24 protein-coding genes are annotated in these 23,489 nt (G+C 61.7%); 9 read left to right on the top strand and 15 right to left on the bottom strand.

The annotated features are described in order from the left end of the window. Positions 1 to 11: 11 nt before the first annotated feature. Positions 12 to 1,208: a cystathionine beta-lyase gene (gene metC / locus DXH95_RS15145; RefSeq protein ID WP_115550398.1), complete on the top strand. Its 1,197-nt coding sequence runs from the start codon at positions 12 to 14 to the stop codon at positions 1,206 to 1,208. Here metC and DXH95_RS15140 read toward each other — a convergent pair. From DXH95_RS15140 to DXH95_RS15115, 6 genes are all read right to left on the bottom strand, one after another. Then, positions 1,205 to 2,749, bottom strand: coding sequence for an ATP-binding cassette domain-containing protein (locus DXH95_RS15140; protein ID WP_115550397.1), 1,545 nt, complete (start codon positions 2,747 to 2,749; stop codon positions 1,205 to 1,207). The two genes, metC and DXH95_RS15140, sit on opposite strands and share 4 nt — an antisense overlap. Continuing rightward, positions 2,746 to 3,537, bottom strand: a complete 792-nt coding sequence (locus DXH95_RS15135) for an ABC transporter permease (RefSeq protein ID WP_115550396.1) — start codon at positions 3,535 to 3,537, stop codon at positions 2,746 to 2,748. The genes DXH95_RS15140 and DXH95_RS15135 overlap by 4 nt, the downstream gene beginning before the upstream one ends. Further along, positions 3,534 to 4,454, bottom strand: coding sequence for an ABC transporter permease (locus DXH95_RS15130; RefSeq protein ID WP_115550395.1), 921 nt, complete (start codon positions 4,452 to 4,454; stop codon positions 3,534 to 3,536). Before DXH95_RS15130 ends, DXH95_RS15135 begins: the two co-directional genes overlap by 4 nt. A gap of 9 nt (positions 4,455 to 4,463) precedes the next feature. Then, positions 4,464 to 5,597 carry an epoxide hydrolase family protein gene (locus DXH95_RS15125; RefSeq protein ID WP_115550394.1) on the bottom strand — a complete coding sequence of 378 codons (1,134 nt, stop codon included), beginning with the start codon at positions 5,595 to 5,597 and terminating at the stop codon, positions 4,464 to 4,466. Positions 5,598 to 5,658: 61 nt separating this feature from the next. Continuing rightward, positions 5,659 to 6,225, bottom strand: coding sequence for a TMEM165/GDT1 family protein (locus DXH95_RS15120; RefSeq protein WP_115550393.1), 567 nt, complete (start codon positions 6,223 to 6,225; stop codon positions 5,659 to 5,661). Positions 6,226 to 6,256: 31 nt separating this feature from the next. Further along, the gene (locus tag DXH95_RS15115) at positions 6,257 to 6,631 is read right to left on the bottom strand and encodes a hypothetical protein (protein WP_147291762.1); all 375 of its coding nucleotides are present in this window, start codon (positions 6,629 to 6,631) and stop codon (positions 6,257 to 6,259) included. A 141-nt stretch (positions 6,632 to 6,772) separates the two neighbouring features. Here DXH95_RS15115 and rpmG point away from each other — a divergent pair, with 141 nt between their 5' ends. Beyond that, positions 6,773 to 6,940, top strand: a complete 168-nt coding sequence (gene rpmG, locus DXH95_RS15110) for a 50S ribosomal protein L33 (RefSeq protein WP_115550391.1) — start codon at positions 6,773 to 6,775, stop codon at positions 6,938 to 6,940. Between the two features lie 87 nt (positions 6,941 to 7,027). On the opposite strand, the gene nhaA is transcribed toward rpmG, so the two are convergent. Further along, entirely contained in the window at positions 7,028 to 8,236 is a 1,209-nt protein-coding gene (nhaA, locus tag DXH95_RS15105) for a Na+/H+ antiporter NhaA (protein ID WP_115550390.1), read from the bottom strand. A gap of 123 nt (positions 8,237 to 8,359) precedes the next feature. On the opposite strand from nhaA, the gene DXH95_RS15100 reads away from it, so the two are divergent. From DXH95_RS15100 to DXH95_RS15090, 3 genes are all read left to right on the top strand, one after another. Then, positions 8,360 to 8,818, top strand: coding sequence for a helix-turn-helix domain-containing protein (locus DXH95_RS15100; RefSeq protein ID WP_115550389.1), 459 nt, complete (start codon positions 8,360 to 8,362; stop codon positions 8,816 to 8,818). A 144-nt stretch (positions 8,819 to 8,962) separates the two neighbouring features. After that, a complete protein-coding gene (locus DXH95_RS15095; RefSeq protein WP_115550388.1) occupies positions 8,963 to 9,400 on the top strand; it encodes a hypothetical protein in 438 nt (145 codons plus the stop codon). Between the two features lie 60 nt (positions 9,401 to 9,460). Then, the gene (locus DXH95_RS15090) at positions 9,461 to 10,855 is read left to right on the top strand and encodes a glycosyl transferase family protein (RefSeq protein ID WP_115550549.1); all 1,395 of its coding nucleotides are present in this window, start codon (positions 9,461 to 9,463) and stop codon (positions 10,853 to 10,855) included. Between the two features lie 2 nt (positions 10,856 to 10,857). Here DXH95_RS15090 and uvrB read toward each other — a convergent pair whose 3' ends face one another. The 5 genes from uvrB to tsaD are packed head-to-tail and all read right to left on the bottom strand — an operon-like array spanning position 10,858 to position 17,998. After that, positions 10,858 to 13,044, bottom strand: a complete 2,187-nt coding sequence (uvrB, locus tag DXH95_RS15085; RefSeq protein WP_115550387.1) for an excinuclease ABC subunit UvrB — start codon at positions 13,042 to 13,044, stop codon at positions 10,858 to 10,860. 41 nt (positions 13,045 to 13,085) lie between these two features. After that, entirely contained in the window at positions 13,086 to 14,426 is a 1,341-nt protein-coding gene (locus tag DXH95_RS15080; protein WP_181883714.1) for an acyltransferase family protein, read from the bottom strand. 8 nt (positions 14,427 to 14,434) lie between these two features. Continuing rightward, positions 14,435 to 15,931, bottom strand: a complete 1,497-nt coding sequence (locus DXH95_RS15075; RefSeq protein ID WP_115550385.1) for a lipopolysaccharide biosynthesis protein — start codon at positions 15,929 to 15,931, stop codon at positions 14,435 to 14,437. A gap of 49 nt (positions 15,932 to 15,980) precedes the next feature. After that, the gene (locus DXH95_RS15070; protein WP_115550384.1) at positions 15,981 to 16,967 is read right to left on the bottom strand and encodes an NAD(P)H-dependent glycerol-3-phosphate dehydrogenase; all 987 of its coding nucleotides are present in this window, start codon (positions 16,965 to 16,967) and stop codon (positions 15,981 to 15,983) included. After that, a complete protein-coding gene (gene tsaD / locus DXH95_RS15065) occupies positions 16,964 to 17,998 on the bottom strand; it encodes a tRNA (adenosine(37)-N6)-threonylcarbamoyltransferase complex transferase subunit TsaD (protein WP_115550383.1) in 1,035 nt (344 codons plus the stop codon). The genes DXH95_RS15070 and tsaD overlap by 4 nt, the downstream gene beginning before the upstream one ends. A 41-nt stretch (positions 17,999 to 18,039) precedes the next feature. On the opposite strand from tsaD, the gene hemC reads away from it, so the two are divergent. From hemC to DXH95_RS15045, 4 genes are all read left to right on the top strand, one after another. Beyond that, positions 18,040 to 18,969 carry a hydroxymethylbilane synthase gene (hemC, locus tag DXH95_RS15060; protein WP_115550382.1) on the top strand — a complete coding sequence of 310 codons (930 nt, stop codon included), beginning with the start codon at positions 18,040 to 18,042 and terminating at the stop codon, positions 18,967 to 18,969. Next, positions 18,966 to 19,676, top strand: coding sequence for a uroporphyrinogen-III synthase (locus DXH95_RS15055; protein WP_115550381.1), 711 nt, complete (start codon positions 18,966 to 18,968; stop codon positions 19,674 to 19,676). Before hemC ends, DXH95_RS15055 begins: the two co-directional genes overlap by 4 nt. Then, positions 19,673 to 20,458 (top strand): hypothetical protein, encoded by a 786-nt coding sequence (locus DXH95_RS15050; RefSeq protein WP_115550380.1) that lies wholly within the window; start codon positions 19,673 to 19,675, stop codon positions 20,456 to 20,458. Before DXH95_RS15055 ends, DXH95_RS15050 begins: the two co-directional genes overlap by 4 nt. Before the next feature lie 65 nt (positions 20,459 to 20,523). After that, positions 20,524 to 21,237, top strand: a complete 714-nt coding sequence (locus DXH95_RS15045) for an esterase/lipase family protein (protein WP_115550379.1) — start codon at positions 20,524 to 20,526, stop codon at positions 21,235 to 21,237. Here DXH95_RS15045 and DXH95_RS15040 read toward each other — a convergent pair whose 3' ends face one another. Genes DXH95_RS15040 through DXH95_RS15030 form a run of 3 tightly spaced genes read right to left on the bottom strand, consistent with a single transcriptional unit; the run spans position 21,238 to position 23,458 of the window. Further along, the gene (locus DXH95_RS15040) at positions 21,238 to 22,302 is read right to left on the bottom strand and encodes a glycerophosphodiester phosphodiesterase (RefSeq protein WP_115550378.1); all 1,065 of its coding nucleotides are present in this window, start codon (positions 22,300 to 22,302) and stop codon (positions 21,238 to 21,240) included. Continuing rightward, on the bottom strand, positions 22,299 to 23,111 hold the full coding sequence (locus DXH95_RS15035) for a kinase (protein WP_147291760.1): 813 nt from the start codon (positions 23,109 to 23,111) through the stop codon (positions 22,299 to 22,301). Before DXH95_RS15035 ends, DXH95_RS15040 begins: the two co-directional genes overlap by 4 nt. Beyond that, positions 23,108 to 23,458: an arsenate reductase gene (locus DXH95_RS15030; RefSeq protein WP_115550376.1), complete on the bottom strand. Its 351-nt coding sequence runs from the start codon at positions 23,456 to 23,458 to the stop codon at positions 23,108 to 23,110. The genes DXH95_RS15035 and DXH95_RS15030 overlap by 4 nt, the downstream gene beginning before the upstream one ends. Between the last annotated feature and the right edge of the window lie 31 nt (positions 23,459 to 23,489).

Raw genomic sequence — 23,489 nt, 5'->3', positions numbered from 1 at the left:
ATCGGACGGACATGGCCGAACCCAAGCATCCGCAAAAACCCGATACCAAGATCATCACCGGCGGCCGCCGCAAGGCGCTGACCGGGGCAGTGGTCAACCCGCCAGTCTGGCGCGCGAGCACGCATCTTTATGATGATGTCGCCGCCCTCGACGAAGGCGACAAGACCAATGAGGATGGCCGCTTCTTCTATGGCCGCCGCGGTGCCCCGACCCAATGGTCGCTTGCCGAGGCGCTGACCGAGTTTGAACCCGGCGCGCATGGCACGATGCTATACCCTTCCGGCGTTGCCGCTATAGCCGGGGCGTTGTTATCGGTACTGCAACCGGGCGATGTGTTGCTGATGAGCGACAATGCCTATGATCCCAGCCGCAGTTTCGCGCAGGGTTTCCTCAAACGCTGGGGCGTAGAGACGCATTTCTTTGATCCGCTGATCGGCGCCGGAATAGCGGAGCTGTTCTGCGACCGAACCCGTGCAGTCCTGATGGAAAGTCCGGGAAGTCTAACCTTTGAGGTGTCGGACATCCCCGCCATCTGCGCCGCCGCGAAGGCGCATAAGGGCCAGCGTGAGATCGTCACTTTGCTCGATAATACCTGGGCGACCCCCTATTTCTTCACCGCGCTCGACAAGGGCGTCGACATGACGATCCTTGCCGCGACCAAATATGTTGTCGGCCACAGCGATGTGATGGCAGGCGCGGTGACGACCACGAAACGGCATTGGCAAGCGCTGCGTTCGACCGCACAGACGCTTGGGCAAGTGCTGTCCCCTGACGATGCCTATCTCGCGGCACGCGGGCTGCGCACCATGGCGGTGCGGCTGAAGGCGCATGAGGCGGCGGCGCTGGATATTGCACATTGGCTGGCTGCGCTGCCCGAGGTGACGAGCGTGTTGCATCCTGCCCTACCCTCCTGTCCCGGTCACGAAATCTGGAAACGCGATTTCACGGGATCTTCGGGGCTGTTTTCCTTTGTCCTGAAGGGCGACTGGAACAAGGCCGCGAAATTCATCGACACGCTCGAGCTTTTCGGCATCGGCTATAGCTGGGGCGGCTTTGAAAGCCTCGCCTGCCCCAAGCGCCCTGAAAAATACCGCAGTGCGACGGAGTGGAATTGCGAGGGCACCGTCATCCGCCTGCAGATCGGGCTTGAGGATGTCGAGGATTTGAAAGCCGACCTTGCGCGGGGCTTCGCGGCCATCGCTGGCTAGCCACTAGCGGCAATCAGCCTTTTGGTCGCTTCCGCCTGCGGGTTGGAGAACAGTTCCTCGCGGCTTGCGCATTCGACAATCCGCCCCGCCTCCATCACAGCGATGCGGTGCGCAGTGCGGCGAGCGAGCGCGAGGTCGTGGGTGATGAACAACATCGAGAGCCCCCGCTCGCGTTGCAGCCGCCGGAACAGCGAAACAACACCATCAGCGACCAGCGGATCGAGCGCCGATGTGGCCTCATCGAGCAGCAACATTTCGGGGTTGGCCGACAGCGCTCGCGCAATCGCCACCCTCTGCGCCTGCCCGCCCGACAACGAAGCGGGCTTGCGGGCCGCGAAATCACGGGGGAGGCCGACTTCTTCGAGCAGGTCTGCAGCGCGGTCATCTCGTTCGGCTTCTGGGACGAGCCAACGCAGCGGCTCGGCTATAATATCCGCCACACTCCAGCGCGGATCGAGGCTGGCAAGCGGGTCCTGAAAGACTGGCTGGATCAGACGGCGATGCTCTGCGCTACGGCGCTGGCGTGGCGGGAGGGCTTCGCTCTGCCAGCTTATGACACCTGACGCCATCGGTCCCAGCCCGGCAATCGCCCGCCCGAGTGTGGACTTACCCGAGCCGGAACCACCCACCAGCGCCAAAGTCTCGCCCTTGGCCAGAGTCAGACTGGCATCGACCACTGCATCTATCCGTCCCCGCCGCCAGCCGGGCTTGGGGAAATGAACATGCACGCCGCTTGCTTCGAGCAGCGTTTCGCCGGTTTCGGGCAGCGGCTGCAACGGTTCAGAGAGGCGCGGGGTCGCGGCCATCAGGCGCTTGCCATAATCGGTCGCGGGGGAGGTTGCGATCTGCTTAGCCTTTCCGCTTTCCGCCACCTTGCCCCGGTCGAGCAACAACAATCGGTCGGCATGATGCTCAATGCCTGCCAGATCATGGCTGACCAGCAGCATCGCCATCCCCCGTTCGCGACACAGCCGGACGAGCAGCGCCATGATCTCGCCGCGCAATGCTGCATCCAATGCGCTCACCGGCTCGTCGGCGACCAGATAGCGCGGCCCATGCGCCAGCGCCGCCGCGATCAATACGCGCTGCCTTTCGCCACCCGATAACCGGTGCGGATATTGGGCAAGCCTCTCTTCGGGGCGCGACAACCCGACCGCGTCCAGCATCGCGACCATCGCCGCCTTGTCGGGCTTTGCACCGCCAGCCTGCATCGCCGCTTCCTGCAAATGCTGGCGCACGGTGCGATGCGGGGTGAGCGCGGTCAGCGGTTGCTGAAACACGAAACCGATCTTCTCCGCGCGTATCCGGCTCAATTGCCGTTCGGGCAGACCGATCAGTTCGATCCCGTCGAGCATGGCTGAACCACTCGCCACCCCGGCGCTAAGGCCAAAGGGCGTCATCGCACTCATGCTCTTGCCAGCGCCAGATGCGCCCGCCAGCGCTGCGATCTCACCGGGAGAGAGGGTGAAACTGATGTCCTCGACAATGACATGATCCCCAACGCAAACGCGCAAGTTCCGGACGACATAGCCTTCGTTCATTTCGCCGCATCCGCCAGCCGGTCGCGAAAACGCTCTCCGGCTATCGTCAGACAAGCAATCAGCAGCACCAACACGCCGCCGGGCAGCAGCAGCGCCGCCGGATTCATGTCCATCTCTTCCGCGCCCTCGTTGACGAGGATACCAAGCGATGTCAGCGGCTCCTGCACGCCCAGCCCCAGGAAGGAGAGGAAACTCTCGATCATCACCACATGCGGGACGGTGAGCATCAGATAGGCAACCGCCACTCCCGCGACATTGGGCAATATGTGGCGCAGCAGGGTGGCGCGGGCTGGCGATCCAGCCGCTTCCGCTGCAAGGATGAAGGGCCGTTGCTTCAGCGCAATCACCTGCCCCCGCACGACGCGCGCCATCGTCAGCCATTCGACAAAGCCTATCCCCAGAAACACCAGAAGGATCGACCGACCGAACACCACCATCAGCAGGATGACGACAAACATGAAGGGCAGCGCATAGAGCCCATCGACAATGCGCATCATCAATTCATCAGTCCGTCCGCCGACCCAGCCCGCTATCGCACCCCATGCCACGCCGATCACAAGCGCGACCAGCGCAGCCGCTAGCGCCACCGACAGCGTCACCCGCGTCCCGACCAGCAATCTTGCCAGCCGGTCACGACCCAGATCGTCGGTGCCAAGCAGATGACCGTCGGTGAACAACCCGACCCGGACGCTATTCCAATCAATTGATATGTGGTCATAAGGCAGCAAAGGCGGGACAAGCAGCGCGGCCAGCGCAATCAGCGCAACGAGAATGAGCGCGGGCTTCATCCTTCGCGCATCCGTGGGTCGAGCCAGCCGTAAATGAGATCGGCGAACAGGTTGAAGAGGATGATCAGCGCGGCGTAGAGCGTCACTACGCCGAGAACGAGCGGATAGTCGCGGTTCAATGCGCCTTGGACGAAATAGCGGCCAAGACCCGGGAGGCCGAAAACGGTTTCGATCACCACTGCACCGGTCAACAGGGCCGCAGCAGCGGGCCCCAAATAGCTCGCCACTGGCACTAGGGCGGGGCGCAAGGCATGGCGGCGCAGGATTGTCAGCGGCGCGATGCCCCGCGCCCGTGCTGCACGGATATGGTCCGCCCCCAATTCGCCCGCCAACCCCGCGCGGGCCAATTTGGCAACCGCGCCCGTGACCGGCAAGGCCAACGCAACCACCGGCAGCACCAGCCAATTCCAGCCATCATTCTGCCCCGATACCGGCAACCAGCCGAGCCATAGCCCGAAGATCAGCGCCAGGAGCGGCCCGGTGACAAAGGTCGGCAAGGCGGTGAGCAACGTTGCGCCCAGCATCAGCACCTCATCCTGCCATTTGCCTGCCCGCAGTGCCGCCCACAGCCCGGCCGAAATGCCCAGCACACTCGCCAGCAGCAGCGCGCAGCCACCAATCAGAAGCGACACCGGCAGCGCCTCGGCAATCAGCCCGCTGACCGTGAAATCGCGATAGACCATGCTCGGCCCGAAATCGCCCCACATCAACCGCGTCAGATAGAGCCAAACCTGTTCAGGCAGCGACTTGTCGAGTCCATAGGCCGCCTCCAGCGCAGCCCGCACTTCGGGTGCCAGCGGTCGCTCGCCATCGAACGGCCCGCCAGGTGCCACGCGCATCAGCACGAACGACAGCACAATGATGGCGAGCAGCGTCGGTATCGCCGTCAAAAGCCGCCGTGCAATCAGTCTGCCCATGCGCGGTGTTTAGAGGCTTAGAGTCCCAAAGCAATTGCGGACTTCGGCGATGAACAGCTCGGGCCGTTCCATCGCGGCGAAATGCCCGCCCTTTTCCAGCTCGTTCCAATAGACAATATTCTTGTACCGCGTCTCAGCCCAGCGGCGTGAGGGACGGAACAGTTCCTTGGGGAAGGCGCTGATCCCGGTTGGCACCTGCACTTCGGCGAGGTTCCCGGCCGCAAAGCTGTGCCAGTACAGCCGTGCCGATGAGGCGGCGGTCGCATTCAGCCAATAGAGCATGACATTGTCGAGCAGATGATCGCGGCTAAAGACATTTTCGGGATGTCCGTCGCAATCGGACCAGCCATGGAATTTCTCGATAATCCAGCACATCTGGCCGACGGGGCTGTCGGTCAGTGCGTAACCCAGAGTCTGCGGGCGCGTACTCTGGATTTTCGAATAGCCGCTGTCCTTTTCCTGATACCAGCCTGCCCGCATCAGCGATTGGGCCTCAAACGGTGTCGGCTCCGAGAGCACTTCAGGGGGAGGTGTCGCCACCGCCATGTTGACATGGATCGCGGCACAAGCGCCCTTGTTCTGCGCACCGATGGCCGAGGTTACCATCGCCCCCCAATCGCCACCCTGCGCAAAATAACGGTCATAGCCCAGCCCGCGCATCAGCACGTCCCAGGCTTCCGCAATCTTTTCGACCGACCATCCGGCCTTATCGGGCCGTCCCGAAAAGCCGTAACCGGGCAGCGAGGGCAGGACGAGGTGAAAGGCGGGCTGACTGGACTCTGACGGCTCGGTCAACGCCTCAATGACATTCACAAATTCGAGCACCGATCCCGGCCAGCCATGCGTCATGATCATCGGGCGGGCATCGGCGCGGCTGCTTTTGATATGGATGAAATGGATATCGAGCCCGTCAATCTCGGCCTTGAAATGCGGCCAGCGGTTGAGTTCTGCCTCGCAACGTCTCCAGTCGTAACTGCTGCGCCAATAATCGAGCAACTCCCGGGCATAGGACAGCGGCAGGCCCTGATCCCAATCGTCGACGGTTTCCTTTTCGGGCAACCGGGTTAGCGCCAGCCGCGCTTGCAGGTCATCAAGCGCGCTTTGGTCGATCGAAACGGTAAAGGGGCGTGGGGAAATTGACATCTGGGCTCCACTCCTGATTGGAGAAACCAACCTGTCGGCAATTTGCCCGTCGCGCAAGCGATCAGATGATGTGCCAAGCCTTTAGCGCATGAATCAGCCCCAACAGGCACAGGGCAACCCCGCCGCCAATCCGTATTTTCGATATAGGCAAAATTTTGGCCAGCCGCTCTTTCAGCAGGATCGCTGGAACCACAGCGACCAAAGTTCCCAGCCAGCCGCCAATCGCCGGGAACAGCCAATGGTCGGCGCGCGCCGCATTGGCCCCGATGATAAACTGCCCCTTGTCGCCAAATTGCAGGATGAAAATGCCGAGGAACGCCGTCAGGAAGGGGCCGGTCTTCCAACCTTTGAGCAGATCGACCGGCCTGCGCCACGCCAGCATCGCGGCACCAGCCAGCAAATAGGCCAGACCATTGAACAGCCGCACCGGATCCTGACTCACCCATTGGTCGATGAACGATCCGGCATAGGCCGAAATCAGGCAGTTGATCAGGCTCGCCACTGCAAGCCCCAATATCACAGGCCGGTTGCTGGCAAAACGAATCGCAAGTGCTGCCGCCAGCAACTGGGTCCGATCCCCCGTTTCAGTCAGAATCAGCGTCAGAAAGGATGCAATCAGGCTGTCCATCGGAACTGCCTAGTCGAGCAGTTGGCGTGTGTCAGCCGCCAAGACGTATCGCGACCGAGGCGAGCAAGGCCTCCGATGCAGCGGGATGCAGATGCGCGATACCCACCGCATCACCCATGATGCTCAGGAAACTATCGGTAACCGCCCGGCTGCCCTGTGCGCCAAAGCGCTGCAATGCGGCCTCAAAAGTCGCGGCAATTTCGGAAATCGCTGTCAGGCCGTGGCGTGCTGCCGTTTCACGGACTTGTTCAAGCCGCATCAGAAACTGCAACGGATTGGCATCATAGGCCGTCATCGCCAGCGCCTCGATAAGTTCGCCCAGCTCTGCCCGTACCATCAACAATTGGTCATGATCATATTTCATGCCGGTTAGCCCCCGAATTTGCCCGATCCCGAGATGCGCCATTATGGTTACCCTTTGGTTAACATGGCGGTGATTACATCCAGACTTGACTTTTGTGGGCAATCATCGCAATTGCGCGCCGGTGACGGGCGGCGCAAAGCGGCCCGCTTTTTGTTTTAGCTTATTGAACCGAAGGAACAGGCCATGGCGAAGCCAGCCACGATCAAAATCCGTCTCGTCAGCAGCGCTGATACCGGCTTCTTCTATGTAACCAAGAAAAACCCCCGGAATCAGACGGAAAAGATGTCTTTCCGCAAATATGATCCCGTCGCGCGCAAGCATGTCGAGTTCAAGGAAGCCAAGATCAAGTAAGTGGTGCCGGGGCCTTTGGTCCCGTGGCGCCTTGCTGAATCAGGATGAAAAAGGGTGCGGCTATCGCGCCCTTTTTTGATTCGGGAATTAGCGATTCGGTTTGCTGGCAAAGCGCAGCAGCGTGAATCCGGCCAGTGCCGAGGCAATCGATCCCATCAACACCCCGATCTTCACGGCATCGGATAGTGCGGGATCGGTAAAGGCCAAACCGCCGATAAACAGGCTCATCGTAAAACCGATACCGCAGAGCAGCGCCACGCCATAGACTTGCGTCCAACTGGCATCGCGGGGGCGTTGCGCCAGCCCGACCTTCACTGTCAGCCACACGCTGCCGAAAATCCCCAGCTGCTTGCCGACGAACAACCCGAGCGCGATGCCAAGCGGCAGCGGTGAAAGCAGTGCATCGGCCCCTACCCCTTCGAGCGAGACGCCTGCATTGGCAAAGCCGAACAGCGGGACAATGACGAAGGCGACCGGTTTCGCCAAAGCATGCTCCAGCCGGTGCAGCAATGAATCCTCGGCATCGGGCGCGCCAACCGTCCGCAGCAACGGAATGGCAAAGGCTGCCAGCACACCGGCGATGGTCGCATGGACGCCCGACAGCAGGGTTGCATACCAAAGCAGCGCAGCGAGCAGCAAATAGGGCCAGAGTTGGCGCACCCCCATTTTACCCATGACCAGCATCACAAGCCAGATTGCTCCTGCAGCCGCGAGGGCCTCAAAGTTGAGGCTGGCCGTATAAAACAAGGCGATGATGGCGACCGCGCCCATATCGTCGACAATCGCCACCGTCGTCAGGAACAGCTTGAGCGACGCCGGCGCCCGACTGCCCAGCAGTGCCAGAACACCGATGGCAAAGGCGATGTCGGTCGCGGCCGGGATTGCCCAGCCGCGATGCAACATGGGGTCGCCACCCGCTACATAAAGATAAACCATGGCAGGCAGCGCCATCCCTGCTGCCGCTGCGATCATTGGCAACAGCCGGTCCGCCCAGGTAGCTAGATGCCCATCAACAAATTCGCGTTTGATCTCCAGCCCGACCAGCAGGAAGAAAATTGCCATCAGCCCGTCATTGATCCACAGATGCACCGTCATCGGCCCCAGCTTGGGCGTCAATTCGGGACCGGTTTCGGCGTGGATCAGATGGAAATAACTCTCCGCCAAAGGCGAATTGGCCACAGCCATCGCCAAGGCGGCAACAATCATCAAGATGATCCCGCCCGCCGCTTCGCTATCCAGAAAATCGCGCAGGGCAGAAGCAGGTCTGCGTACGCTGGGTTTTGCATTGCTGCTCATGGCGACCGAATAGCCCGCACAAGACACTGACCGCAATCTTTTCCGCTATTCACCTTGCGCAAGCCTAGTCGATGCAACTATTCACTCCGCATCGGGTTTAACTATTCGCAGGGCACGCACTGCATGGACGAGCAGAAAATCGAGCGACTTACCGATCGCCAGAAAGACTGCCTGCGTCTGGTTGCCCAAGGTTTTACCTCAAAGGAAATCGGGCGATTGCTCGACCTTTCACCCTCTACCGTCGACAATCACGTCACGATGGCGGTTCAGCTTCTCGGAGCGCCGAGCCGGGGTGCCGCAGCGCGCGCATTGGCCAGTGCAGAGGTTGGGCAATATTTGCCTAGTCAGTCGCCAGAGCTTGCCGATAGCGGCGATAGCGCCATGAATCCTTCCAAAGCGGAAGGAAAAGTCCAAGCCAATTTTGGCCAACGGCTTCTGGTCCTTCCGCCAGTTGGAGGGAAGAAAAATGACCTAGATGGCACCTCGCGAACCCTGCGCATCCTGCAGGTTGCGGTCCTGGCGACAGCATCGGCAATCGCATTGACGATCCTGATCTCCGGCTTTTTCCGGACACTTGGCTAAACCGCACCCCTGACCATAAAAGCGGTCGCCCGTTCAGGGCCGCAACCCGCCGGATGCGCGTCTCTCTGGCAAGAATTGGTGATATGCAGGTCGAAGCCACCACCCCGGCTTGCATATTGCCACGGTCGATGGTCATGACAGGACATGCCCGCTTTCACTCTCCCCGACGCTTTGGTCATCAACCTCTATTGGGTACTTGCGCTTTTGTGCTGCGGTTTTGCTGCGGTGGCAGGGGGCAGGTCGGGTCGCATCGGTGCCTTGATGATCATCACAGCAAGCGTCGCCTCGGTTGCAGGCGAGCAGTTTGGAACGTGGAATCAAACCCACATTCCCGTCATGACCATCGACTTCATCCTACTTGCCGGATTTTACTGGCTGGCATTACGAAGCAAAAGCTATTGGCCGATCTGGGTGACAGGCTTTCACCTGATTTCTGTCTTTTCGCACATCGCGGTGCTGTTCGCCGATGATGTGCGCCAGATGCTCTATTATGGTTTCGGGGCTTTCTGGTCGCTTCCGATATTGTTGGCGATGGTCATCGGTATTTCGCGCGACAGGTTGCAGCATATCGAACCGGGCTAATTGCCCGCTAAATCGAGTCCCGCCACCTGCATCGCTGCGCAAGCAGGCAGCAACCAGCATATGGCAACAGCCCCGACTATCTGGACATTGTTCGAATATTGGCAGCACGAACTTTTGCTGTTCTGCGCGATATTCTTCCTGATTGGCGCGCTGGATGATCTGTGCGTCGACCTTGTCTGGGCCCTGCACCGCACCGGGCGCTGGCTGGCCCGCTACCGGATTGCCCCGCCCATTCGGGCGAGCCAGCTTCCGCCGCCCACCACACCGGGCTTGATCGCGATCTTCATCGCAACCTGGCAAGAGGCAAGCGTGATCGAGGCTATGCTGCGCCAATGCCAACAGGCGTGGGGCACAGGCAAAACCGAGTATCGCATCTATGTCGGTTGCTACCCGAATGACCGGCGCGGGGCGGCCGCAATAATGCGCGGCTGTAGCGGGCATCCGCAATGTCGGCTGGTCCTGTGCGACCTGCCCGGCCCGACATCAAAAGCAGATTGCCTCAACCGACTGTGGCACGCCTTGCTATCGGACGAGCTGGTGGCAGGGATGAAAGCCAAGGCCATTGTTCTGCACGACGCCGAAGATTCGGTGCACCCGCACGAATTGCGCGTCTTTGATTATCTGATCGAAAAGGCGAGCGCGGTCCAATTACCGGTGATCGCGATCCCGGTTGCGCACTCAAACTGGGTCAGCGGCCATTATTGCGACGAATTTGCCGAAGCGCATGGCAAGCAATTGGTGGTGCGCGAGGCGATTGGTGCGGCGGTACCGCTGGCGGGTGTGGGCTGCGCTATCGAGCGCAACCATCTGGGCCGGATTGCGCTGCGCAACGGCGGCAGCCCGTTTGACGCGACAAGCCTGACAGAAGATTATGAACTCGGCCTGGGTGTAACCGAAGCCGGAGCGCGCACCATTTTTGCGCGCATATTGGATGAGGACGGCCAATTGGTCGGAACCCGCGCCTGCTTCCCGGACACTTTGGGCGCGGCAGTGCGGCAAAAAGCGCGCTGGATGACAGGGATCGCCCTTGCCGGATGGGACAGGCTCGGCTGGCGCGGCAGTGCCTTTGAATATTGGATGCGGCTGCGCGATCGCAAGGCAGTGTTTGCGGCGCTGGTGCTGACGCTTGCTTATGCCTGCATCGCGCTCACCGCACTCCTCATCCTCGCGCATCGCAGTGGCGTGCATGATCCCAAGCCGCTAAGTTCCACCCTAGTGCTATTGCTGCTGATAAACGCCGTGCTTCTGATGTGGCGCATGGCGGTGCGCTGCGCCTTTGTGTCGCGGCAATATGGCTGGCGGCAAGGGTTGCTATCGATTCCGCGCACCGTAGTCGCGAACATCATCGCCATCATGGCCGCACGCCGCGCCACCTTTGTCTATGCCCGCCACCTGCTCGGCGGAAAGCTGCAATGGGACAAAACCACCCACGCCCATTTTCCGAGCAGCGGTTAAGCCTAGCGCCCGAATTTCCGCTGCGTCTTGCCGAAGCGCAATTTCCGCGTCCCTGGCTTGCCTTCCTGCGCCCGCCCCTTGGGCGCAGCAACGCGCTGTTCATGCGGCAGGCCCAATTCCTCCGCCTCCAACGCGCGGATTTCGTCGCGCAGGCGGCCGGCTTCTTCGAATGCCAGATCGGCGGCGGCGGCACGCATTTTCTTTTCGAGCTCCTCGATATAGGCGCGCAGATTGTGGCCGACGAGGTTGTTGGCACCTTCTGCGTCGATCTCCACCAGCACCCCATCGCGGCTCGCGGTGTCGGCGACGATATTGTGGATGTCGCGCTTGATGCTCTCGGGCGTGATGCCATGTTCGAGGTTATAGGCGCGCTGCTTTTCGCGGCGCCGGTCGGTCTCGCGCATCGCGCGTTCCATGCTGCCGGTGATGCGGTCGGCATAGAGGATCACCCGCCCATCAACGTTACGCGCGGCCCGGCCGATGGTCTGGATCAGCGAGGTTTCGCTCCGCAAAAACCCTTCCTTGTCCGCATCCAGTATCGCCACCAGCCCGCATTCCGGAATATCGAGCCCCTCGCGCAGCAGGTTGATGCCGACGAGCACGTCATAGACCCCCAGCCGCAAATCGCGGATCAGTTCGATGCGTTCGAGCGTTTCGACGTCGCTGTGCATATAGCGCACGCGCAGCCCCGCCTCGTGCATGAACTCGGTTAGATCCTCCGCCATCCGTTTGGTCAGCGTGGTGACGAGGGTGCGATAGCCAAGCTCGGCGGTCTTGCGGCACTCGTTGATGCAATCCTGCACCTGATCCTCGACCGGCTTGATCTCGACCGGCGGGTCGATCAGCCCGGTGGGGCGGATGACCTGTTCGGCAAAGACTCCGCCGGTCTGCTCCATCTCCCACGCGCCGGGGGTGGCGGAGACAAAGACCGTCTGCGGCCGCATCGCCTCCCACTCGTTGAAGCGCAAGGGCCGGTTGTCGATGCAGCTGGGCAGGCGAAAGCCATATTCGGCTAGCGTCAGCTTACGCCGATGGTCCCCGCGCGACATGCCGTTGACCTGACCGATGGTCTGGTGGCTCTCGTCCACGAACAGCAGCGCATTGTCGGGCAGATATTCGAACAAAGTCGGCGGTGGCTCACCGGGCAAGCGCCCCGTCAAAAAGCGCGAATAATTTTCAATGCCCGCACAGCTGCCGGTCGCCGCGATCATCTCCAGATCGAAATTGGTGCGCTGCTCAAGCCGCTGCGCCTCCAATAATTTGCCCTCGGCGACCAGCTCCTCCAGCCGGTGGACCAGCTCGAACTTGATCGCCTCGGTCGCCTGCTTCATCGTCGGCCCCGGCGTGACATAGTGGCTGTTGGCATAGACGCGGATCGCGTTCAGCCGCACCCCGGCCTTGCCGGTCAGAGGATCGAATTCGGCAATCTCCTCGACCTCGTCACCGAAGAAACTGATGCGCCACGCCATATCCTCCAGGTGGCTGGGGAAAAGCTCCAGATTGTCGCCGCGCACGCGGAAATTGCCGCGCGCAAAGGCGGCGTCGTTGCGTTTATATTGGAGCGCGACCAGCTTGCGGATCAGCTCGCGCTGGTCAACGCTCTCGCCCTTTTTCAGGTCAAAGATCATCGCCGAATAGGTTTCGACCGAGCCGATGCCATAAAGGCAGGAAACCGAGGCAACGATCAGCACATCGTCACGTTCGAGCAGCGAGCGGGTGGCCGAATGGCGCATCCGGTCTATCGCCTCGTTTACGCTCGACTCCTTCTCGATATAGGTGTCGCTGCGCGGCACATAGGCCTCTGGCTGGTAATAGTCATAGTAACTGACAAAATATTCGACCGCATTGTCGGGGAAGAAGCTTTTGAATTCGCCATACAACTGCGCCGCGAGGATCTTGTTGGGCGCGAGCACCAGAGCGGGGCGCTGCAGCGCCTCGACCACCTTTGCCATGGTAAAGGTTTTGCCCGAACCGGTGACGCCGAGGAGGACCTGGTTTTTCTCCCCCGTGCGCGCGGTTTCGACCAGTTCCTTGATCGCCGTCGGCTGATCGCCCGCAGGTTCATATTCAGAAACCAGCTTGAACGGCTTCCCCCCCTCCACCTTGGGCGGCCGTTCGGGGCGATGCGGGGTGAAGCTGCCGTCAGTATCGGGCTCTTCCAGACCACGGCGGATGATGAGTTCAGCCATGTTCGCTATATGTACGCGTTTGGGGTGTGGGGCAAGGTCTACTAAACCCCGCTCACCCGTTTCGACAGATCGCGCACTGGGCCAAAGCCGATCAGCGCGGTTCCGACAAAGGGCAAAGCCACCACCCACAGCCGCACGCCGGTAACGCCCATGGGGCTCGCGATGCTGATCGCGGCGGTGAAGGCCAATCCGGCGCAGGTCAGCAGCAGGCCGGTGATCAGCCGCCAGTGCGGCACCGGCGTCGCGCGTTCGGGCATGCCGCGCACCTGTTCAAAGCGCGCGAAAATCGCAATCAGCGGCAATAGCATCAGAATGTATAGCGCGAACCAGACCGGCCGGGTCAGCCACCATTCGCCGCTCCCCGGTGCAAGGTGCAGGCCGATGCCGCCAAGCAGCCATGCTGCGACCATCACAAAAACAAAGGCGGTCAGATGCCAGAGATAGACCGTCATGATCATGCCGTTCATCAGCACCGTTGCGGTCCACAGCCAAAGCCTTTCCAGCATGCGCCGCCCTGCCGGTTCGAACGCGATGGCAAAGCCCGATTGCGCAATACCGAGCGCGAGGAGCGCGATTGTCGGCGGCATCGAATTGGAGAGATCGCTGCCCGGAACGCCGATCATCGCCACCGGATAGGGGCCGAAATAGACCAGCATTTCGAGAGCAATCGCGCCGAACACTGCCCATAGCCAAGGATTGCGGATCCGCCCCTGCTGCCAGGCATAGCCCAATTGGTGGATTCCCAGCCAGACGAAGAGGAAATTGGCGAAATTGATATAAGGCACATGATATTTCAGCGTCAGCACGTCGATTGTGACCGCGCCCGCGACAAAGCCCCAGAAGCTTGCCCATCCGAAACGCTGCCACAGCGCCCATGTCCACGGCACCAGCGCGGAGATGATGAGATAGACCGAAAGGAACCAGACCGGGATCAGCGCCAGCTGCGCCGCCATCGCAACGATTTCGCGGTCGATCCCGGCCCATGTGCCAAAGGCTGCGAACAGCGTCCAGATCAGGAACAGCGGCAATACCGGGTTGATCAGGCGCTGCACCCTTCCGCCGAACCAGTCGGAATAATGCTGCCCCTTGCGCTGCGCCGCCGCCCACGACATGCCGTGCGAAAAGCCGCCGACGAGGAAGAAAATCGGCATCACCTGAAACCCCCAGGTCAGCCATTGCGTCCACGGGATGATGCCGAGCAGATGCCCGCCCTCTACGGCGCCGTCCTTCATATAGGGCGCAGCGACCAGCCAGTGACCGACCACCACGGCAAGGATCGAAAGCGCGCGCAGGAAATCGACATAGCGGTTGCGTTCGGGCGGCGTCATCGCGGCCATTTCGGCTGCGCGGCCCCAAAGGCTGCTTCTGGGCTTGTCGTTCATCCTTGCTCCTATTTCTTGAACAGCACCCGATCCTCGGGCCCGAAACCCCAGCGCCAGATCACCCATAGATATACGCCAAGGATCGCGGGGACGCCCAGTGCCAGTTCGGCCCATTCGGGCAGGCGGGTGGCGCCGACGCCGATCAGGATGGCGGCGGCGATGGCTGGCAGCAGGCTCCAGCGCCAGATGGAGAGCGGCTCGCCCAACAGCTTGGAAAGCAATATCGCCTTGGCGACCGAGGCGAAGCCCAAGGCGAGCATCAGCGCGGCGGCAACTGCGGCGGCCTGCGCCAACCCGCGATATTCGGGCTTCAACGGCAGCATCGGCACCATCTCGATCAGGATCAGGCTGAGCACCACCTGCAAGGCCAACATGCCGAGCGAAAGCAGGAGGTTCCTGTGCCGCGCCATATAGACCAGCGCGCTTTCGCTGACCACGGCAGTCGCCGCTGCCACCTCTGCCGCGAGCAGGAAGGCCATTGCCGCGGTGCCGCCGACAAATTCCGGCCCGACCAGACCCATCACAGCCTCCCCCGGAATGCCGAGCGCGAGCGCGATGCCGACTTGGGCGGCGATAATCCAGAAACCGACCTGGCCGACCTGCCGCGCAATCTCCCCATAATTTTTCGCCTGCAAATTGCGGGTGATGACGGGGCCGAGGATCGGATCAAAGCTCGATTTCAGTTTCTGCGGCAGGCTGGCGACCTGTTGCGCGACATAATAAATCCCGACCACGGCGGGGCTGGCGAACAGGCCGAGGATAGCGAGATCGAGACGCCTGCTGCCCCATTCGATCGCATCCGCCGCCGCCAAGGGCAGGTTGCGGCGGGCGAGCAGGTAGAGCTCGACGGGGCGCGGTCGCCAGCCCTGCGGCGTGCCATAGCTGCGCCAGAGCGGCCAGAGCGCGGTGAGCATCGCGGCGAGGATCGAGGCGACATAGGACAGGATCAGACCGTCGCGCGCCGAATAGAAGAAGAGCGCGCCTGCCGCGATGCTGATCGTCCACGGTTCGACAATCGCGCGTGCGCGCACCGTCGAGGCCACGTCGAAGCGATAGGCGAGCGCCGCCAAGGCAATATCCGTCCAGACAATCGCGAAAATGGTGAGCGGCAGATAGCGGTCGAGCCCGTTCAGCGGGCTGTTGGGGAACATCAGTTGCGGCAGCGCGATCAGCACCGCTGCACCCAGTGCCGAGGCAAAGGTCGCGACCAGCATCGCGTCACCAACAACATGGGTGTCGGGCCGGTCCTGTTTCGACAGCGCTTCGGCCAGCCCGCGCCGCAACCCCAGCGTCGCCAGTTGGGCGACAAATTCGACGATCAATATCGCATAGGCAAATCGCCCGAGCACCTCTGGCCCGTACAGCCGCCCGGCGATGAACAGGAAGGGCAAGCGCGCCAGCAGCCGCAGGACAAAGCCGAACACATTGGTCCGCCCGCCCTTGGCAAGCGCCTTCAGATCGGCTTCGTTCTGCGCCGCAGCTTCAGGACCCGTGCTGACTGTCATCCCCCTCGCCGGAACCAATACCGATGTGTAGCGCAGCGGTGGCCCGCTGTCACCTTTCGGCCTTCAACGGACGGGAGAGCAGCGCTTCGACGACCTGTCCGACGTTGGCACTGCCATCGAGAAGCGCGCAGACAGCCGCAACAATCGGCATCTCGACACCCAGTGATTGCGCCGATTCGAGGAGGACGGGTGCTGTGAACGCGCCCTCTGCCACGGTGCGCCGGTCAGCCATCAGCTCGGCCGCCGCCTTGCCCTGCCCGAGCCCGCGGCCCAATGAGAAATTGCGGCTATTCTCGGAAGAGCAGGTGAGCACCAGATCGCCCAGCCCTGAAAGCCCGGCCAGCGTTTCTGCTTGCGCCCCGCGGGCCAGACCATATCGCTGCATCTCGGCAAAACCACGCGCGATCAGCGCCGCACGGGCATTCAGGCCCAGCCCCGCACCGTCGACAACACCGCAGCCGATGGCGAGCACATTCTTGACCGCGCCGCCAATCTCTGCCCCCACCACATCGTCGGACCAATAGGGCCGGAAAGCAGGGGTCGCGACCAGCCGCATCAGCAGCTTGCCCAGCGTCTCGCTTTCGCAGGCGAGTGTGATCGCGGTCGGCTTTCCTGCCGCGACTTCGTGCGCAAAGGTGGGTCCGGACAAAACGGCAAGCGGATTGTTCGGGCGCAGTTCGGCGACGATTTCGGAGACCAGCATCTGCGTCCCCGCCTCAATCCCCTTTGCGCAAAGCAGCAAGGGCGAGTCGGTTTCGGGCAGGCGTTCGAGCGTGCCGCGCAGATGCTGCGCGGGCGTCACCAGCAACAGCGCCGAACAGGCGGCCATGTCGGCCAAGTTGCCGGTGGCGCGGATCTGCGGCGGCAGCGCGAGATTGGGGAGGTAGAGCGGATTGCCCTGCCCTGCATTCACCGCCTCGACCACCTCGGGCTCAAGTGCCCAAAGCAGCACCTCTGCATGGTTCTGCGCCATCACGCTGGCAAGCGCGGTGCCCCACGCGCCTGCACCGATGATACCGATGGGTTGTCCGGTCATGCCTTCACTCCTGCGCCGCGCACGGCCTCTGCATCCGGGTCGAGCGGCCAGCGCGGGCGTGCCGCGACATCGAGCGGATCGGTCAATCCGGCGGCAAAGCGCTCCGCCCCCGCCCAGGCGATCATCGCGCCATTATCGGTGCACAGCCAGTGTGGTGGTGCCACAAAGCGCATGCCATATCGTTCCGCCACGCGCTGCAGCATCGCGCGGATCGCGTCGTTAGCGGCCACCCCACCTGCGACCACCAGCGCACCGAGCGGATCGATCCGCGACAGGCTGTATTCGAGCCGGTCCTCAAGGCAATCGACCACGGCCTGCTGGAAGGAGGCGGCAATATCTTCGGGCCTGTGCGTTCCCGCTTCATGCGCGCGCAGCACAGCGCTTTTCAGACCTGCAAAACTGAAATGCGGTTCGTCCGCGCCTTTCAACGGCCTTGGCAAAGGAACCGCTTTTGCGTTGCCCTGCTTCGCCGCTTTTTCCACCGCCGGGCCGCCGGGGAAGCCGAGGCCCAGAATCTTGGCACTCTTGTCAAACGCCTCGCCCACCGCATCATCAATCGTCGTCGCCAACCGGTCATAATCGCCGACGCCATTCACGCGTAGCAACTGGCAATGCCCGCCGGAAACGAGCAGCAGCAGATAGGGAAATTCGAGGCCAGGATCGATCAGGCGCGGTGAAAGCGCATGGCCCTCAAGATGATTGACCGCAATCAGCGGCTTGTTCGCCGCCATCGCCAATGCCTTCGCCGTCACCAGCCCGACCATGACGCCGCCGATCAATCCGGGACCGGCAGTGGCTGCAATGGCGTCGACATCCCTCAACGTCATTCCGGCATCAGCGAGCGCCGTTTCGACCAAAGGCGTCATCAGTTCGGCATGCGCGCGTGCGGCAATCTCTGGCACCACCCCGCCAAAGGCCCGGTGATGATCCTCCTGCCCCGCTAGAGCGTGGCTCAATATCGTCCGATCCGACCGCACCAGCGCCGCCGCTGTTTCGTCGCAACTCGATTCAAGGCCCAAAATCACTGCCATCGGCTTCCCCTTAGGGATGTGCCCCGCTATGGACAAGCCGCATGACCCCAAGCAGTTCCAATCCCTTGCGTATCGGCACCCGTTCTTCCCCGCTCGCTATGGCGCAGGCGGAGATGACCAAGGCCGCCCTGATCGCGGCACATGGCTGGGATGAAGCCGCTGTCCTCCTCGTCCCGATGCTGTCGAGCGGCGACAAGGTGCAGGACCGCCCGCTCGCCGAAATCGGCGGCAAGGCTTTGTGGACCAAGGAGCTGGAACGCGCCTTGCTAGATCGCGAGATCGACATTGCGGTGCATTCGATGAAGGACGTCGAAACCGTCCGTGCCGAAGCCTTCCGCATCGCCGCCATGCTGCCGCGCGCCGATGTGCGTGAACGGTTGATCGGCGCTGAGAGCATCGCGGCACTTCCGCGAGGTGCCAAGGTGGGCACCTCCAGCCCGCGCCGTGCCGCGCAGCTGAAAGCTTTGCGGCCCGACATCGTTACCGACAGCATAAGAGGCAATGTTGCGACCCGCCTGTCGAAAGTGGCCAGTGGCGAATTTGATGCCACCTTGCTCGCCGCTGCAGGCCTCGATCGATTGGGGCAATCCGAAATAGGCGTTGCCATTGAAGCCGGCCAAATGCTGCCCGCTGCGTCACAAGGGTCAATCGGCATCGATTGTCTCGTCGAGCGCCCCGAAATCGCCGCGCTGTTGGCACCGGTGAACCACCAGCCGACCTTCGACTGTGTGATGGCCGAGCGCGCCTTCCTCGAAGCACTGGGTGGCACCTGCCACTCTCCGGTCGCGGCACAAGCCGCTTGGGAAGGCGGCGCAATATTGCTCAAGGCTGAAATATTGCGCGAGGACGGCAGCGAGCGCCAGTCGGGTTCGATTGCCTGCACAGTCGGTGACAGCGCAGCACCGGCGCAGCTTGCCCGCCAGCTGCTCGACACTGCCTCGCCCGAATTGCGGACCTTGTTCGAAGGATGAACCTGCTCATCATACGCCCGCAGCCAGGCAATGATGCCAGTGCCAAACGGGCGCGTGAGGCCGGATTCAAAGTGACCCAGTTTCCCTTTTTCAAAGTCCGCGCCTGCCCATGGTCCGCACCGGACCCTGCACGATATGATGCGCTATTGATAACCAGCGCCAATGCCATCCGCCATGCAGGTCCTCAGCTCGACATGCTGCGTCACTTGCCAGTCCATTCTGTTGGCGTCCGCAGCGGCGACCAAGCGCGCCAAGCTGGTCTTGGCGTCCAATCCGAGGGGACGGCCGATGCTGCCCAAGCGTTACAGGCCGCTGCCGATGCTGGTCATCATCGCCTCTTGTGGCTGGCAGGCGAGGACCATCAGCACCTTGCACCACCTCCCGACATGATAGTTGATCAGCGGGTGGTCTATGCCTCTGTGCCGCTCGAGCCGGACAGTGCGATGGCCGAAGCCGTCCTCAGGAGCGACGTGATAGCGCTGCATTCGGCCCGCGCTGCCCAACGCCTGGCTGCTTTGGTCGAGCAGTGGCAATATCCACGTACGGCAATCACCATTGCCTGTTTTTCGCAGGCCATATCTGACGCCGCAGGGCCTGGCTGGCGTGCAGTGGTGATTGCCGAACGGCCAGAGGACAGCGCCTTGTTGTCGGCGGTGCAATGCCTCGCTACAGTCAGTGACGAAGCAAATATAAGGGACGCACATTGACCAAACGCACTCCACTGGTTTTGCTGCTGCTCGCCTTTTTGGGTGGTGCCGCATTGGTCGGCTGGCTGGCATCGACCAATCGCCTTCCAGGATCTACGGAACAGGCTGCGCACATAAGCGAAAACCAGCCACCGCTAGTGACCTATGGCAAGAATGCAGCGCCTGTCGTCAATGCCGGCGCGATTGCCGTTCCGACAGTGCTGACCGGCGACGCAGCGCGTATCGAGGCGATGGTTGTCGCAATGGCCGCACGGCGCGCCATTGAAAGCGGCGCGCAACTGGGGCCGCTCGAGCCGAGGTTGAATGCTGCCTTCGGGCGCGTCCAACCCGACGCATTGGATACGCTGATTTCGGGCGCGCGTGTACCGCTGACCAGCGGGATGCTGCTCGCCGAACTCGATGACATCGGCGAACCACTGAAACATAGGCCCGGAACCGCGTGGGAAATCGCCCGCCGCGAAGCGAGCAACCTGTTCGTCTTGCGTCAGGAAGATTCGGTACCGACGGGCCCCGCCGCGCAACTAGAACATGCACGGCAACAGCTCGTTTCGGGCGATGTCGCCGGTGCTGCGCGCACCGTCGAAGCAATGCCCGGCGCGGCCAATGGCAGCAACTGGCTCAACAAAGCACGCCGCTATGTCGCGATGCGGCGTGCGCTTGACGCACTTGATGCCGCTGCGGTTGCTATCCCCGTCATGCCACCAGTTGCGCCCGTGGTTGCTGCGCCAGATAGTGCTGCTGCAACACCCGCACCCGAAACCCCGGCTAACGTCGCACCATAAGAGCGTCCCCCTGTGGATAGTGTAATAAATCTTTCATACATGTAGCGACCCTATAGATTGTCGCGATGGCGACGATCACCCTTCCGATTCCCGGTCAACGTGCGGACCTCATCAACGCACCCCCGTTGCGCCTTTTGGCGCGTGAGGTGGCGGGTTTTGCCTATACGCGTACGCGCGCCACATTCGCCCCGCCGGTTGCGCTTGATGTTGAAGGCAAGGGCCGCGAAGTTGTTGTCCTGCCTGGCTTCCTGGCGTCTGATCGCACGACAATCCGGCTCCGCCGCTCGCTCGATCAGGCAGGTTTTCGTGCCCATGGTTGGGGCCTTGGACGCAATGGCGGTGTTTCCGTCGACTTGTTCGAGAAAATTGATCGCCAGTTTGACCGCAACGGCATCGACGGCCCGGCAACGCTGGTCGGCTGGAGCCTGGGCGGTGTTATCGCGCGCGAATATGCCAAGCGCAGTCCACACCGTGTCGCCCGTGTCATCACGCTGGGCAGCCCCTTTTCAGCGCATCCGCGCGCGAACAATGCCTGGCGGGTCTATGAATTTGTCGCCGGCCACGCGGTCGACGATCCGCCGGTCGAGGCCGTACTGCATGAAAAACCGCCCGTGCCGACCTTCGCTTTCTGGTCGGCACGAGACGGTGTTGTAGCACCCGATGCCGCGCGCGGTCGGATCGGAGAGTCGGATCAATCGACCGAGCTCGATTGCTCACATATGGCGTTCATCGCCGATCCCGAAGCCATCCGCGCTGTTGCGCGTGCGATAGTCGCCTGATCAGCGCGCCGCTACAGCCGCCTCCGCCACATTGTCGCTGAAAAATCCGTCGATCCCGGTGGCGAGGAAAGCTTTGATCTCTGCCACCAGATCGCCATGGCCTGCCGGATTGAGCCCGCTTCGTTGGCCCAGCGGCAGGAAGTAATTTTCGCGCCGGAACGTCCAGATATGGACGTCGAGCCCGGCCATATGGGCATCGGCGACAAGCGAGGTCGGCTCACTGAGATTGCCGAGCATCGTGCGCGGAATGACCATGGCCTTTTCAACGCCGATGCCGTTGGCATAGATCGCAATCGCCTTGAGCCCATCTGGCTTAGCCATTGAAGCATATTTGGTTGCCGGGTCGTCCGCCGGTCCGTCGTCCTTTGACATCAGCTGGATAAGCCGCAGCTTGGTCTTGCCGCGCAGCGCCTTGAGATTGCCGACCTCAAAACTCTGGATGAACAGCGGATCGTCTTTTTGCGTATAGCCATGTTTTTGCAACATCGTGAGCAAGGGCGCCTCGTGGGGTAGACCGATAGAAGCAAAATAGCTGGGGTGCTTGGTTTCGGGATAGATACCGATGCGTCGTCCGGTCTCTTTCTCCTTGGCTTTGGCGAGCAGGATGATCTCTTCAAAGGTCGGAATTTCGAACTGCCCGTCATAGGCCATATTGGCTTTACGCAACATCGGCAGCCGCTCTTTTGCCCGCAAAGTCTTCAGTTCGGCGAGCGTGAAATCCTCGGTAAACCAGCCGGTCATTTTCTGGCCGTCGATGGTCTTGCTAGCCTTTCGGTCGGCAAATTCGGGTCTGTCAGCAACATCGGTGGTTTCCGAAATCTCATTCTCGTGCCGCGCGACAAGCACGCCATCCTTGGTCAGCACCAGATCGGGCTCGATATAATCCGCGCCTTGCTCGATCGCGAGCGTGTAGCTCGCAATGGTGTGCTCGGGGCGTTCGCCGCTGGCACCGCGGTGGGCAATGATGATCGGGTCCTTGGCCATGGCGGATTTTCCTTCATTGGCAGTGCCGCTGGTGCAGGCAGACAAGGCCAGCGCGACACAGAGTAGCAATTTGAATTTCATGCACGCTCCGAAACAGAAACCGGGGTGCGCGCTTCATCCAACTGGATTGTTACATCCGCGCGACCTGGCACCTCTTCCATGATCCAGCGCGTCAATCGTTCATAATGGGCGATGAAGCGCGCGACCTGTTCATCTGTCATCGCGGCAGCGGCACGCTGCGCCCCATCCTGCGCCTGATAGGCTTGCTCCTGCTCACAGCGCCATGTGTGCACGACTTCGAACGAGGGCGGGCGCAGATAGGCCAGCCGGTCGATGCGGGCGAATAGCTCCGCAGTTTCGCGGGCAAGATGTGCGTTCCAAAAGCTGCGCCAGACGCCGTCCGGGTCATCGTCGCGTTCCAGATTGTTCACCGGTCGGGCGATCAGATCCGAAGGCACCGGCTTTGCACCCACGCACCACCCTTCGAGCAGCAACAGGTCGCATGGCCCATCGAGCAGCGGCCATTCGCGCGAGGACAAGGGCTCGTCGGCCCGCTTGTCAAACCGCGGCAGCATTACCGAACGACCTGCCTTTACGGCATCAAGCGTCGCGATGCCGATAGCAGTATCATGCGTCCCCGGCGGCCCGCGCGTTGCAAATAGCGGATGTATCTGCTCCGCCAGTCCTGCCCGCACGGTGCGCCCGAGATAGAGATCGTCGAGCGACAAGGTGCCAACCCGTAACCCCTGCCCAGTAAAATGCCGTGCAAGTTGGGCGCTAGCCGTCGACTTACCCGAGGCCTGCGTCCCGCATAGCCCGACGATCAGCGGCTCACCCGGCGTCAACCAGCTTTCAATCTGCCCGGCAAGTGCGGTCGCTATCGGGTTCATGCGCCCAGCGCGGCCTCCCACTCTGGCTGTTTGAACCCGACCAGAAGCCCGCCCGGATATTCGAGCACCGGGCGTTTGATCATGCTCGGCTGTTCGAGCATCAGCGCGATCGCCTTGGCCTCATCCAGCCCAGCTTTCGCGTCATCGGGCAGTTTCTTGAAGGTCGTGCCAGCGCGATTGAGGATCGTCTCCCACCCCTTCGCCGCGCACCAGCTTTTCAGCTTACCCGCATCCGCGCCCGCCTTTTTGTAATCATGAAACGCATAAGCGATGCCCTGACCGTCCAGCCAGACGCGCGCCTTCTTCACTGTGTCGCAATTGGGGATGCCGTAAAATATGATGCTCATTTGATCGTCCTTGCTATCATCTGTTGCTCTA

The organism is Sphingorhabdus pulchriflava, assembly GCF_003367235.1.
Classification (GTDB): domain Bacteria; phylum Pseudomonadota; class Alphaproteobacteria; order Sphingomonadales; family Sphingomonadaceae; genus Sphingorhabdus_B; species Sphingorhabdus_B pulchriflava.
Note: the sequence above shows the minus strand (reverse complement) of the source record. Positions and strands in the feature narration are given on the sequence as shown.